The sequence below is a fragment of the Streptomyces sp. NPDC000410 genome, assembly GCF_040300305.1.
Lineage (GTDB): Bacteria > Actinomycetota > Actinomycetes > Streptomycetales > Streptomycetaceae > Streptomyces.
In genome coordinates this window covers 1-12,098 of sequence record NZ_JBEPDM010000022.1, presented here as the reverse complement: position 1 = coordinate 12,098, position 12,098 = coordinate 1, and the positions used below count along the sequence as shown (strand labels likewise).

The following is a 12,098-nucleotide window of genomic DNA, read 5'->3' as shown; positions in this document are numbered from 1 at the left end:
GCGCGGGCTCACATCGGGCGCCCGGTGGTCTCACCTAGGGTTGCGTCAGCAACGCAATGTGTGACTGGCCTCGTCCGGCAGGATGAGGTGCACGTCCCCGAACTCGTGCCAGAGGTAGAGACGCCGTACCGCCTCGGCATAACCCCGGCCCAGCGCCTCGCGCCCGGCGAGCGCCTCCAGCATCAGCAGATGCGAGGCCTCCGGCTCGTGCAGACCGGTCAGCAGACCGTCCACCACCCTCAGGGCCTGTCTTCCGGATCGGGCCGGGCTCGCGTGCCCTGGCACACGCATCTGCTGCGTTGTCGTCGGTCGGCATGGCTCCGCCATGTCTCCCTCCTCCGCCTTGCAGCTGCACGCACCAGACCCCGCTCGCTGATCCGGCCCGACCCGGGAGACAGGCCCTACCCCCCGCGCGGGCGTGACGACGAGATCCGTCCACCCCCCGGCCGCCCGCACCACCCTGTCGGGCCCGGCGGCGGACTCCAGCGCCCGCACCGCCGTCGTCCCGACCGCGAGCACCCTGCCACCGCCCGCGCGCGCCGCGTTCACCAGCCACGCCGTCGCCGCGGACACCTCGAAGCGCTCCGGATACGGCGGCTCGTGAACCTCCGCCGACGCCACCCCGGTATGCAGCGTGACCGGCGCGAACTGCACTCCCCGGCGCACCAGCTCCGCCACCAGCTCCGCCGTGAACGGCCGCGCCGCGCTCGGCATCTCCGCCGACCCCGCCCCGTCGGGCGCCGCCAGCGCGAACACCGTCTGGTACGCGGCCAGCGGCTGGTCCCGCTCGGTGTAGCGGTACCGGATGGGCCTGCCGCGGCGCCGCATCAGCTCGGGTACGTCCACGGACGCGGCGGCCCACCACAGCCGGGCCCCGCCCGGCACCACAGGCTCCTCCAGGACGAGCGCCCCGCCCCCGGGCAGCCGTATCCGCGCCCCCGCCGGCCCGCCCGCCCGGGGCCGTGTACTCCCCGCCCCGTCCGGCGTCCGCAGCTCCACCGCCCACCGCCCGTCGTCCCCCCGGGTGGAGAAGTGCACGACGAGCCGCTCCCCGGCGAGCCGCCCGTTCACGGCGGCCGGCAGCGTCGCCGACGTGTTCACCACCAGTACGTCACCGGCCCGCAGCAGCCCCGGCAGCTCCCGGAACGCGTGGTGCGACACCTCCGCCCCGCGCGACACCATCAGCCGTACGTCGTCCCGCCCGCCCCCGCGCTCCTCCGCCGGCACCCGCGCGGACAGCCCGTCGGGCACCCGCAGCGCCCCCAGCACGCCCGGTCCGGCCATCACCGCACCCCCGCCGGCGCGGCCGCCGTGTACCGCCCGCTCGCCGGACGCTCGTCCAGCAGCCGCAGGAAGCCCGGAACCACCGACTCCGGAGCCGGCCTCGGCTCGTCGTCGTCCGGGACGGCCGCCGCGTACAGGTCCGTCCCCATGTCGCCCGGGTCGACCGCCCAGACACGCAGCCCCGGCTCCTCCTCCGCCAGGACCGTCGCGAGGTGGTCGAGCGCGGCCTTCGAGGCCCCGTAACCGCCCCAGGTCTCGTACGCCTCGGCCGCCGCGTCCGACGAGACCGCGATCACCGCGCCCGCCGCCCCGGCCCGCAACAGCGGAAGCGCCTCCTGTACCAGCCCCAGCGCCGCCACGACATTGGTCTCCAGCGCCGCCCGCAGCCCCTCCAGCGGCTGCTCCGCCAGCCGCACCAGCGGCTCCGCGCCCAGCGCGCTCGCATTGCTCACCAGCAGATCCAGCGAACCCAGGCGGCGGGCCGCCGCCACCAGATCCGTACGGTGCGCGGCGTCCGTGACATCCCCGGGCACCGCCGTCACCCGCGTCCCGTGCTCCCGCAGCCCGCGTGCGGTCTCCTCCAGCACGGACGCCGTCCTCGCGTCCAGCACCAGATCCCAGCCGCGCCGCGCGAGCGCCTCGCCGAGCGCACGGCCGAGGCCCTTGGAGGCCCCCGTGATGATGGCGACAGGCATGACATCCATCCCCTCTGCTGCTCGGAAGCCCGTTGCCTCCGAATGCACCCAGAGTGGAACCGGTGCCCGCCCGGCCACCTCGTCCCCGGGCCCGTACCAGGCCGGTCACTTCGACCTACGCCCGAGGTCCCGGGCAGTCGGCGTCCACAGGCCGATACGCACGGTCACACCCCGCCGGTACGGTGATCTCATGAGTCATCGACCGAGCTCCGGCCTGGCCGCCGTGAGCACCGCGCTGCTCGCCATGAGCCGGCATCTCGAGGTCCGCGACGTCCTCAAGACGATCGTCGCCTCGGCCCGCGAGCTGCTCGACGCGGAGTACGCGGCGCTGGGCGTGCCCGACGACCACGGCGGCTTCGCCCAGTTCGTCGTCGACGGCGTCAGCGACGAGCAGTGGCGGGCCATCGGCCCCCTCCCGCGCCAGCACGGCATCCTCGCCGCGATGCTCCGGGACGCGCGGACCGAGCGGCTCGCGGACGTACGGAAGGACCCTCGCTTCGAGGGCTGGCCCTCCGCCCACCCCGACATGTCCGATTTCCTGGGCCTGCCGATCAAGGACGGCGACGAGACGATCGGCGCGCTCTTCCTCGCCAACAAGCGGTGCCCCCGCGTGGACGGCGGCTGCGGCTTCACACAGGAGGACGAGGAGCTGCTGTCGATCCTCGCCCAGCACGCCGCGATAGCCCTCACCAACGCCCGGCTGTACGAGCGCAGCCGCGAGCTCACCATCACCGAGGAGCGCTCACGCCTCGCCCATGAGCTCCACGACGCCGTCAGCCAGAAACTGTTCTCGCTCCGGCTGACCGCCCAGGCCGCGGCGGCCCTCGTCGACCGCGACCCGGCGCGGGCCAAGGGCGAGCTGCAGCAGATCGCGATCCTGGCCGCCGAGGCCGCGGACGAGCTGCGGGCCGCGGTGGTCGAGCTGCGCCCGGCGGCCCTCGACGAGGACGGCCTGGTCAATACGCTCCGTACGCAGATACAGGTGCTCGACCGGGCCCACACCGCGCGGGTCACCTTCGACACCTGCGGGGTGCGCGCGCTCCCGGCCGCCCAGGAAGAGGCCCTGCTGAGGGTCGCCCAGGAGGCCCTGCACAACGCGCTGCGGCACTCCGGAGCGGACCTGGTCGCCGTCAGCCTGGCGCGCCGCGGCCAGGGCGCGGTCCTCAGCGTCACGGACGACGGCAAGGGCTTCGAACCCAGCGCGGTCCGCAGGGCCGGCCGCCACCTGGGCCTGGTCTCGATGCGTGACCGCGCGGGCGGCGTCGGCGGCACACTCACGGTGGAATCGGCGCCCGGCAAGGGCACCACGATCGAGATGGAGGTCCCCGGTGGCTGAGAAGGCAATCCGAGTGCTGCTGGTCGACGACCATCAGGTCGTCCGCCGCGGCCTGCGCACCTTCCTCGAGGTCCAGGACGACATCGAGGTCGTGGGGGAGGCCGCGGACGGCGCCGAGGGGGTCGCCCGTGCCGAGGAGCTGAAGCCGGACGTGGTCCTGATGGACGTGAAGATGCCCGGCACCGACGGCATCGAGGCGCTGCGCAAACTCCGCGAACTCGCCAACCCCGCCAAAGTACTGATCGTCACCAGCTTCACCGAGCAGCGCACCGTGATCCCCGCCCTGCGCGCGGGCGCCTCGGGTTACGTCTACAAGGATGTGGACCCGGACGCGCTGGCCGGAGCGATCCGTTCCGTGCACGCGGGCCACGTGCTGCTCCAGCCCGAGGTGGCGGGCGCGCTGCTCGCCCAGGACGACCCCAACACCGGGCAGGGAAGGGGCACTTCGCTGACCGACCGGGAGCGCGAGGTGCTCGGGCTCATCGCCGACGGGCGGTCCAACCGGGAGATCGCCCGGGCCCTCGTCCTCTCCGAGAAGACGGTCAAGACCCACGTGTCGAACATTCTGATGAAGCTCGATCTGGCGGACCGCACGCAAGCGGCGCTGTGGGCCGTGCGGCACGGACTCGCTGGCTGATCGGAACGTTTCGGCAGGTCATCGGGACACCGTTCCGGACCGTCTCCTTCCGGTCTGAGATTCATACCGTCGTGTGTATGTCGCCCACACGGCGTATCCCGATCGACTCGCGACCGTTCTCCATGGCGAGCTGCGGCGATCCGCCGCAGCGATGCCTAGGAGGAGCCTGAAAGTGAAGAACCTGAAGAAGGCCGTTGCCGTCACCATGGTCGCCGGTGGTCTCGTCGCAGCCGGTGCCGGCGTCGCCTCCGCCACCAACGCCCACGCGGACGGTCACGCCGTCGGGTCCCCGGGCGTCGTCTCCGGCAACCTGGTTCAGGCCCCGGTCCACGTCCCGGTCAACGCCACGGGCAACAGCGTCAACGTCATCGGTGTCCTCAACCCCGCCTTCGGCAACCTGAGCACCAACGGCTGACCGAGCCGCCCCCAGCAGTGACCACCGGCCCCCAGGCGCACGCCTGGGGGCCGGTCGCCGTTCCAGCACCGCCGTCAGCGCTCCCTGTCCAGCTCCTCGACGTACGCGTTGTACGCCGCCACCTGCGCGCGCCGGGCCACCCGCTCCACCGGCCGGAGCGCGGCCCCCGTTGCCGCGAGCCTCTTTTTGACACGTCCCTTGCACCGCGCGGCGCCGGGGCGCCTTGCGGGCTTCGGGGCGCTGTGCCGGACTCCGTCCGGCGGGCGGGGTTCGGGTGCCCCGCTTTACGGTCGCCTTCGCTCCAGATCCTCCACGTACGCGTTGTACGCGGCTACCTGTGCCCGCCGGGCCACTCGCTCGACCGGCCGGAGCGCGGCCCCCCTCGCCGCGATTTCCGACGCGCTCACCGCACCGCCGTGCCCGCTCTCGTACGCCAGCGAGATCAGCAGCCCGACCCGCTGCGCCAGCTCCAGGACCCGCACCGCCCGCGGCGGATATCCGGGCGCGAGCACCTCCCGCCCCGCATGGGCCCGAGCCCGGTACGCGTCCGCCGCGGCCTCCGCGACCGGGCCCGACCCCGCCACATCGAGCTTCGACAGCACGAGAGTCGCCTCCCGCAGGGCCTCCGCCAGCTCCCGCTCCGCCTCCCCGAGCGAGGGCACGTCGGCGGGCGGGGCCTCCCGCACCGGCAGACAGTGCCAGACGACCTCCACATGGACATCACCGGACGGCCCGGCCTCGTACACCTCCGGAACCAGCCCGTACGCCGCGCCGTGGCCGACCACCGCCTCCTCCGCCTCCAGCGCCCGCGCGTTGAAGTCCGCCGGCCCGCTGAGCCCCAGCGGATGCCCCGCCGCGGGCAGCGCGACCCGGAAGCCGGTCACCCCGAGTCCGCGCAGCCGCCCCAGCGCGAGCGTGAGCCCGACCGGGGCCGCCTCGCCCGGCAGTCCCTCCACACGATGCACCGCGTCGTCCCCGACAATCGCGAGCGCCGCGTCATCCGGTGATACAAACCCGGCCAACAGGGCATTTCCCCATGCGGCCAGCCGTCCTGAGCGTGGTTCCGAGAGCATGGACTAAGCCTAGGTACCGGACCGGGGGACCGGCACACATCACCTGTGGCGTAGGTTTTCCCTGGGAGCCGCGCCCACAGGCGCACACGGCCCCGGGGACCCTCTCGACGATTGCATGGGGAGACAACGCGCTCATGAGCGATGTACTGGAGCTGGTGGACGTATCCGTGGTCCGCGACGGACGCGCTCTGGTGGACGACGTCTCCTGGTCGGTCAAGGAGGGTGAGCGCTGGGTGATCCTCGGTCCCAACGGCGCGGGCAAGACCACCCTCCTCAACATCGCCTCCAGCTACCTCTTCCCCACCACCGGCACCGCCCGCGTCCTCGGTGACCCCCTCGGCAAGGTCGACGTCTTCGACCTCCGCCCCCGTATCGGCATGGCCGGCATCGCCATGGCCGAGAAGCTGCCCAAGCGCCAGACCGTCCTGCAGACCGTCCTCACCGCCGCGTACGGCATGACCGCCACCTGGCACGAGGACTACGACGCCGTCGACGAGGAGCGCGCCCGCGCCTTCCTCGACCGCCTCGGCATGTCCGACTACCTGGACCGCAAGTTCGGCACGCTCTCCGAGGGCGAGCGCAAGCGCACCCTCATCGCCCGCGCGATGATGACCGACCCCGAGCTGCTGCTCCTCGACGAGCCCGCCGCGGGCCTCGACCTCGGCGGCCGCGAGGACCTGGTCCGCCGCCTCGGCCGGCTCGCCCGCGACCCGTACGCCCCCTCCATGATCATGGTCACCCACCATGTCGAGGAGATCGCACCCGGCTTCACCCACGTCCTCATGATCCGCCAGGGCAAGGTGCTCGCGGCGGGCCCCATGGAGACCGAGCTGACCTCCCGCAACCTCTCGCTCTGCTTCGGCCTGCCGCTCGTCGTCGAGCGCAACGGCGAACGCTGGACGGCCCAGGGACTCCCGCTCTCCTGACACCACACACCGGGATACCGGCAGCCCCCGATCACGCACCCTGTCCGGGCAGCGGCCACCGCCCTACCATGCCCATGTGGACATCGACGCATGGGTGTGGTGGCTGATCGCAGCGGTGGGACTCGGCATCCCGCTCGTCCTGACCGCGATGCCCGAATTCGGCATGCTCTCCGCAGGAGCGGTCGCCGGTGCCGTCACCGCGGCCCTCGGCTTCGGCATCGTGACCCAAGTCGTGGTCTTCGCGGCCGTCTCCGTCGCCCTCATCGCGGTCGTCCGCCCCATCGCGGCCCGCCACAGCTCACAACGCCCAGGACTGGCCACCGGCGTCGACGCCCTGAGAGGCCGTCAAGCCACCGTCCTGGAAAGGGTCGACGGCAGCGGCGGCCGTATCAAGCTCGCGGGCGAGATCTGGTCGGCCCGCGCACTCGACGCCGACCAGACATTCGAACCCGGCCAGCAGGTCGACGTCGTCGAGATCGACGGAGCGACCGCCGTCGTGATGTGACGTCTCGTCATGGTCATGTGACCGAACCGGTCCCACGGCCGCCCGCGGTCTGCGAAACTCGATCATCAGATTCATCAGATTCATCGGGATCATCAGATCCATCCGGCAGCGAAGGGCACGGGGAGCACGATGCCATCGATCATCATCGTCCTGATCATTCTGGTGGTGCTTGTCTTCATCGCCCTGATCAAGACGATCCAGGTCATCCCACAGGCCAGCGCCGCCATCGTCGAACGCTTCGGCCGCTACACCCGCACCCTCAACGCGGGCCTGAACATCGTGGTGCCGTTCATCGACTCGATCCGCAACCGCATCGACCTCCGCGAGCAGGTCGTGCCGTTCCCGCCCCAGCCGGTGATCACCCAGGACAACCTCGTCGTCAACATCGACACGGTCATCTACTACCAGGTCACCGACGCCCGCGCCGCGACGTACGAGGTCGCCAGCTACATCCAGGCGATCGAGCAGCTCACCGTCACCACCCTGCGCAACATCATCGGCGGCATGGACCTGGAGCGGACCCTCACCTCCCGCGAGGAGATCAACGCGGCCCTGCGCGGCGTCCTCGACGAGGCCACCGGCAAGTGGGGCATCCGCGTCAACCGTGTCGAGCTCAAGGCCATCGAGCCCCCCACCTCCATCCAGGACTCGATGGAGAAGCAGATGCGCGCCGACCGCGACAAGCGCGCCGCGATCCTCACCGCCGAAGGTATCCGCCAGTCGCAGATCCTCACGGCCGAGGGCGAGAAGCAGTCCGCGATCCTGCGGGCCGAGGGCGAGGCCAAGGCCGCCGCCCTGCGCGCCGAGGGCGAGGCCCAGGCCGTCCGTACGGTCTTCGAGGCCATCCACGCAGGCGACCCCGACCAGAAGCTCCTCTCGTACCAGTACCTCCAGATGCTCCCGAAGATCGCCGAGGGGGACGCCAACAAGCTCTGGATCGTGCCCAGCGAGATCGGCGACGCGCTCAAGGGACTCTCCGGAGCCATCGGCAGCTTCGGCGGCCCGCTCGGCAACAGCAACAACAACCAGCAGAGCGGCGGCACCGAGCGCCGCGAGCAGCCCCCCATCGACTGACACATACACGCAGTCGTGCATGATCAGTGAGGCCCCTCGACCTTCATGGCGGGGAGGCGACACACTGATCATGTGAGGAGATGGCTTTGTCCATCTGGGAAGCTCTCGCGGTCTTCGCCGCCGGTACGGCGGCCGGCACCATCAACACCATCGTCGGATCGGGTACGCTCATCACCTTTCCCGTCCTGCTGGCCACCGGCCTCCCCCCGGTCACCGCGACCGTCTCCAACGCCCTTGGCCTGATACCGGGATCGATCAGCGGAGCCATCGGCTACCGCGCCGAACTCACCGGCCAGCGCACCCGCGTCCTGCGCCTCGGCCTCGCCGCCCTCATCGGCGGCCTGGCCGGCGCGATGCTGCTGCTCCTGCTGCCCTCCACCGCCTTCGAGACCATCGTCCCGGTCCTGGTCGCGCTCGCCCTGGTCCTGGTGATCCTCCAGCCCCGCATCTCCAAGGCGGTCCAGGCCCGCAGGGAACGGAACGGCTCCACCGACACCCACCCCGACGGCGGACCGCTCCTCTTCACCGGCCTCATGCTCGCCAGCGTCTACGGCGGCTACTTCACCGCGGCCCAGGGGATCATCTACCTCTCCCTCATGGGCATGCTGCTCCACGACACCCTGCAGCGGCTCAACGCCGTCAAGAACATCCTCGCCGCGATCGTCAACGGCGTCGCCGCCCTCTTCTTCCTCTTCGTCGCCGACTTCGACTGGACCGCGGTGCTGCTGATCGCCGTCGGCTCCGCCATCGGCGGCCAGATCGGCGCCAAGGTCGGCCGCAAGCTCTCGCCGACGGTCCTGCGGGCGGTGATCGTCGTGGTCGGCGTCACCGCCATCGTCCAGCTGCTGCTGCGCTGACACACGAAAGCCCGCCTCCCTCCGGAGGCGGGCTTCCCCGACGCGCCGAGCCGATACGCGGAGCCGTTACGCCGCCGCCTGCGCCAGCCACTCCGGCAGCGCCGACCGCTCACCGGCACGCAGCGACAGCAGCATCGCCTCCGCGGGCGACGGCACGAACGGTTTGTGCAGCAGCGGCATCCCCGCCTGCTCCGGCGTACGGTCCGCCTTGCGGTGATTGTCCTCCGCGCAGGACGCGACGGTGTTCAGCCAGCTGTCCGCACCACCTCGCGACTTCGGCACCACATGGTCCACGGTCGTCGCGCGCCTCCCGCAGTAAGCGCACCGGTGCTGGTCCCGTACCAGCACACCCCGCCTCGACCACGGCGCCTGTCTTCGGAACGGCACCCGTACGTATCTGCAGAGCCTGATCACCCGCGGCACCGGAAGCTCGAGCTCGGCGGCACGCACGCGAAGACCGGGGTGGGACTGCTCGACGACGGCCTTGTCCTGCAGCACCAGCACCACCGCACGGTTGAGCGTCACCGTCGACAGCGGCTCGAAGCTCGCGTTCAGTACCAGCGTGTCCCGCATTGTGCCCACCTCCCGTGTGCCGGCCCAGCCCCTGTTGGCGGGCTCTGGGCTCGGATCAACTCTGGCCGGGCACGCCGCGATGGACAACGCAATATCCGCGCACAACGAAAGATGCCCGCTCCTGATCTCTCCAAGACCAGGAGCGGGCAAACAAAAGACGAACGCTCGAAGCTAGCCCCGGTTCTCGTACTCCCCGACGAGCTGGGCGCGCGCCAGTGCGTGGAACCGCAGATGGAAGCCCACGACCGCCGGCGACACATCGTCACCGGGACCCAGCTTCTCGCTGTCCACCGCGTACACGGTGAAGACATAGCGGTGCGGCCCGTCGCCGGGCGGCGGGGCGGCCCCGCCGAAGTCCTTCGACCCGTAGTCGTTGCGGACATGCACCGCGCCGTCGGGCAGCCCCTCGAACTTCCCACCCCCCGCACCCGCCGGCAGCTCCGTGACCGATGCCGGAATGTCGAACAGCACCCAGTGCCAGAACCCGCTGCCGGTCGGTGCGTCCGGGTCGAAGCAGGTCACGGCGAAGCTCTTGGTCTCCGCCGGGTACCCCTCCCACCGCAGCTGAGGCGAGGTGTCGCCGCCCGATTTCACCTGAGCGCTCTTCAGCACCGCACCGGGCTGGAGGTCATCGCTCGTCACCGTGAACGACGGAACGGGTGGATGGAAGTCATGAGGCAGCGGAGCCCTCTTCGCCTCGGTCACGTCTGAACCTCCGAATCGGCTTCTCTGCGTGTACGCGCCTACGCACACACGCTTGCGTCACCGAGCCTAGAGCCCTGGAACCCTAGAGCCAGTTACGACGGCCACCGACATCGGCGAGCCACTGGTTGAGGTAGGCGGCGTAGTCGGTCGTCCCGAAGTTGTGCAGGTCCACCTGGAAGGACCGGTACGAGTCGCTGCCCTCACTGAACAGCCCCGGCTTCTTGTCCATCTCCAGAACGACGTCCATCTCGCGGCCGTCGGCGATGAAGGTGAGCTCGACCTGGTTCAGCCCCCGGTACTGCTGCGGCGGCAGGAACTCGATCTCCTGGTAGAAGGGGAGCCGCTGGCGTGTCCCACGGATGTGCCCACGCTCCATGTCCGCGCTCTTGAAGCGGAAGCCCAGCTGGACGAAGGCATCGAGGATCGCCTGCTGCGCGGGAAGCGGATGCACACTGATCGGGTCCAGGTCGCCCGAGTCCACGGCCCGCGCGATCTCCAGCTCGGTCGTCACACCGATGTTCATCCCGTACAGCTGCTGGCCGCCGATCGCCGTGATCGGCGTCTCCCACGGGATCTCCAGCCCGAACGGCACCACATGCACGGCACCGGCCTTCACCTCGAAGGCGCCGCCGAGACGCTGCTTGGTGAACTCGATGTCCTGCTTGACCTCCTGGTCACCGCCCTCGACCTCGACGCGCGCCTGCAGACCGACGGACAGCCCCTCGATCTGCTGGTCCACCGACCCGCCCTGGATCCGCACCTCGCCCTGGACGACCCCACCAGGAACGACGTTCGCCTCGGTCAGCTCCGTCTCGACCGACGCACCGCCGGCACCCAGGCTCGCGAGCAGCTTCTTGAACCCCATGCTCCAGTCCTCCTTCTTGGTTCTGACCCCTACCTACGCGCGACGACCGTAGTCGGTTCCATCCGGCGACGAGCACGCCGGTGGCGAGTACGCTCGTACGCCATGATCGAGAGCCGCGACCGTACGCCGCTGCCCCGGGAGTTCTTCGACCGCCCGGTCCTCGACGTCGCCCCCGACCTGCTCGGCCGCACCCTGGTACGCCACACGGCCGACGGCCCCATCGAGCTCCGCCTCACCGAAGTGGAGGCGTACGCCGGCGAGGCCGACCCGGGTTCCCACGCCTACCGGGGCCGCACGGCGCGTAACGGGGTGATGTTCGGCCCGCCCGGACACGCGTACGTCTACTTCACCTACGGCATGTGGCACTGCCTCAACCTGGTGTGCGGCCCGGAGGGCATGGCGAGCGGTGTGCTGCTCCGCGCCGGCGAGATCCGGGTGGGCGCGGAGCTCGCCCGTAAACGTCGAATCTCGGCCCGCAATGACAAGGAACTGGCCAAAGGCCCGGCCCGCCTGGCCACGGCCCTCGACATCGACCGCACCCTCGACGGCGCGGACGTCTGCGTCAAGAGGAACACCCCCGACGCCCCTCTGACCATCCTCACGGGGACCCCCCCGCCCCTTGAGCAGGTACGGAACGGTCCACGGACGGGCGTCGGCGGCGACGGCGCCGACCACCCCTGGCGCTATTGGATCGCGGACGACCCCACGGTGAGCCCCTATAGGCCTCATGTGCCACGCCGCAGGGCAACTTGACTCGGCGAAGCGAGACGCCTAACGTAGCCCGAGCCGCTTGAACAGGGACTGCTGTTTACAGCCCCCGAAGCGGCCATCCACTACCTGCGACGAACCCATACCGGGTGCGATTTCGGCATGCCGAAATTAGATCCGATCGGCTCGATTATGAGCCGCCGGGGAAATCAGCTAACGTAGTGAACACGCCGAAAGGCAAAAGGCCCTCCAACGGCCACCGGAAACTAAATCCGACCCGGAAACGGAACGGAAAAGAGTCTGGTAAGGTTGGAAACACCGAAGGGAAGCGCCCGGAGGAAAGCCCCAGAGAATGTTCTGCGGGTGAGTACGAAGGAAGCGTCCGTTCCTTGAGAACTCAACAGCGTGCCAAAAATCAACGCCAGATTAGTTGATACCCCGTCTC

Annotated in this window: 14 protein-coding genes; 8 read left to right on the top strand and 6 right to left on the bottom strand. The window is 70.4% G+C overall.

Translation table 11 applies throughout. The features are described from left to right. Window positions 1-45 precede the first annotated feature (45 nt). The gene (locus tag ABT342_RS21885) at window positions 46-1,284 is read right to left on the bottom strand and encodes an S-adenosylmethionine:tRNA ribosyltransferase-isomerase (RefSeq protein WP_351576272.1); all 1,239 of its coding nucleotides are present in this window, start codon (window positions 1,282-1,284) and stop codon (window positions 46-48) included. Next, entirely contained in the window at window positions 1,284-1,979 is a 696-nt protein-coding gene (locus ABT342_RS21880) for an SDR family NAD(P)-dependent oxidoreductase (RefSeq protein WP_351576269.1), read from the bottom strand. Before ABT342_RS21880 ends, ABT342_RS21885 begins: the two co-directional genes overlap by 1 nt. A gap of 190 nt (window positions 1,980-2,169) precedes the next feature. On the opposite strand from ABT342_RS21880, the gene ABT342_RS21875 reads away from it, so the two are divergent. From ABT342_RS21875 to ABT342_RS21865, 3 genes are all read left to right on the top strand, one after another. Further along, window positions 2,170-3,315 carry a GAF domain-containing sensor histidine kinase gene (locus ABT342_RS21875; protein WP_351576266.1) on the top strand — a complete coding sequence of 382 codons (1,146 nt, stop codon included), beginning with the start codon at window positions 2,170-2,172 and terminating at the stop codon, window positions 3,313-3,315. Continuing rightward, entirely contained in the window at window positions 3,308-3,952 is a 645-nt protein-coding gene (locus tag ABT342_RS21870) for a response regulator (RefSeq protein WP_351576263.1), read from the top strand. Before ABT342_RS21875 ends, ABT342_RS21870 begins: the two co-directional genes overlap by 8 nt. A gap of 172 nt (window positions 3,953-4,124) precedes the next feature. Beyond that, window positions 4,125-4,367: a chaplin gene (locus ABT342_RS21865; RefSeq protein ID WP_351576260.1), complete on the top strand. Its 243-nt coding sequence runs from the start codon at window positions 4,125-4,127 to the stop codon at window positions 4,365-4,367. A 284-nt stretch (window positions 4,368-4,651) separates the two neighbouring features. On the opposite strand, the gene ABT342_RS21860 is transcribed toward ABT342_RS21865, so the two are convergent. Next, the gene (locus ABT342_RS21860; protein ID WP_351576257.1) at window positions 4,652-5,440 is read right to left on the bottom strand and encodes an Rv1486c family protein; all 789 of its coding nucleotides are present in this window, start codon (window positions 5,438-5,440) and stop codon (window positions 4,652-4,654) included. A 134-nt stretch (window positions 5,441-5,574) separates the two neighbouring features. On the opposite strand from ABT342_RS21860, the gene ABT342_RS21855 reads away from it, so the two are divergent. The 4 genes from ABT342_RS21855 to ABT342_RS21840 all read left to right on the top strand — a co-directional run bounded on the left by ABT342_RS21855 (window position 5,575) and on the right by ABT342_RS21840 (window position 8,802). Continuing rightward, on the top strand, window positions 5,575-6,366 hold the full coding sequence (locus tag ABT342_RS21855; RefSeq protein WP_351576254.1) for an ABC transporter ATP-binding protein: 792 nt from the start codon (window positions 5,575-5,577) through the stop codon (window positions 6,364-6,366). 76 nt (window positions 6,367-6,442) lie between these two features. Then, window positions 6,443-6,871: an NfeD family protein gene (locus ABT342_RS21850; RefSeq protein ID WP_351576251.1), complete on the top strand. Its 429-nt coding sequence runs from the start codon at window positions 6,443-6,445 to the stop codon at window positions 6,869-6,871. A gap of 129 nt (window positions 6,872-7,000) precedes the next feature. After that, window positions 7,001-7,945 carry an SPFH domain-containing protein gene (locus tag ABT342_RS21845; RefSeq protein ID WP_351576248.1) on the top strand — a complete coding sequence of 315 codons (945 nt, stop codon included), beginning with the start codon at window positions 7,001-7,003 and terminating at the stop codon, window positions 7,943-7,945. Between the two features lie 86 nt (window positions 7,946-8,031). Next, window positions 8,032-8,802, top strand: coding sequence for a sulfite exporter TauE/SafE family protein (locus ABT342_RS21840; RefSeq protein WP_351576245.1), 771 nt, complete (start codon window positions 8,032-8,034; stop codon window positions 8,800-8,802). Between the two features lie 66 nt (window positions 8,803-8,868). Here ABT342_RS21840 and ABT342_RS21835 read toward each other — a convergent pair whose 3' ends face one another. The 3 genes from ABT342_RS21835 to ABT342_RS21825 form a co-directional block, all read right to left on the bottom strand. Continuing rightward, window positions 8,869-9,375 (bottom strand): HNH endonuclease, encoded by a 507-nt coding sequence (locus tag ABT342_RS21835; protein ID WP_351576242.1) that lies wholly within the window; start codon window positions 9,373-9,375, stop codon window positions 8,869-8,871. Between the two features lie 171 nt (window positions 9,376-9,546). Next, the gene (locus tag ABT342_RS21830) at window positions 9,547-10,080 is read right to left on the bottom strand and encodes a YbhB/YbcL family Raf kinase inhibitor-like protein (protein ID WP_351576239.1); all 534 of its coding nucleotides are present in this window, start codon (window positions 10,078-10,080) and stop codon (window positions 9,547-9,549) included. 82 nt (window positions 10,081-10,162) lie between these two features. After that, complete coding sequence (locus ABT342_RS21825; RefSeq protein WP_351576236.1) at window positions 10,163-10,945, bottom strand: sporulation protein; 783 nt, start codon at window positions 10,943-10,945, stop codon at window positions 10,163-10,165. 102 nt (window positions 10,946-11,047) lie between these two features. On the opposite strand from ABT342_RS21825, the gene ABT342_RS21820 reads away from it, so the two are divergent. Beyond that, window positions 11,048-11,698: a DNA-3-methyladenine glycosylase gene (locus ABT342_RS21820; protein ID WP_351576233.1), complete on the top strand. Its 651-nt coding sequence runs from the start codon at window positions 11,048-11,050 to the stop codon at window positions 11,696-11,698. Window positions 11,699-12,098 lie beyond the last annotated feature (400 nt).

Coding starts and splice junctions, on each gene's coding strand:
- ABT342_RS21885 (WP_351576272.1), bottom strand. CDS start 1,284: ATGGCCGGACCGGGCGTGCTGGGGGCGCTGCGGGTGCCCGACGGGCTG.
- ABT342_RS21880 (WP_351576269.1), bottom strand. CDS start 1,979: ATGCCTGTCGCCATCATCACGGGGGCCTCCAAGGGCCTCGGCCGTGCG.
- ABT342_RS21875 (WP_351576266.1), top strand. CDS start 2,170: ATGAGTCATCGACCGAGCTCCGGCCTGGCCGCCGTGAGCACCGCGCTG.
- ABT342_RS21860 (WP_351576257.1), bottom strand. CDS start 5,440: ATGCTCTCGGAACCACGCTCAGGACGGCTGGCCGCATGGGGAAATGCC.
- ABT342_RS21855 (WP_351576254.1), top strand. CDS start 5,575: ATGAGCGATGTACTGGAGCTGGTGGACGTATCCGTGGTCCGCGACGGA.
- ABT342_RS21845 (WP_351576248.1), top strand. CDS start 7,001: ATGCCATCGATCATCATCGTCCTGATCATTCTGGTGGTGCTTGTCTTC.
- ABT342_RS21835 (WP_351576242.1), bottom strand. CDS start 9,375: ATGCGGGACACGCTGGTACTGAACGCGAGCTTCGAGCCGCTGTCGACG.
- ABT342_RS21825 (WP_351576236.1), bottom strand. CDS start 10,945: ATGGGGTTCAAGAAGCTGCTCGCGAGCCTGGGTGCCGGCGGTGCGTCG.
- ABT342_RS21820 (WP_351576233.1), top strand. CDS start 11,048: ATGATCGAGAGCCGCGACCGTACGCCGCTGCCCCGGGAGTTCTTCGAC.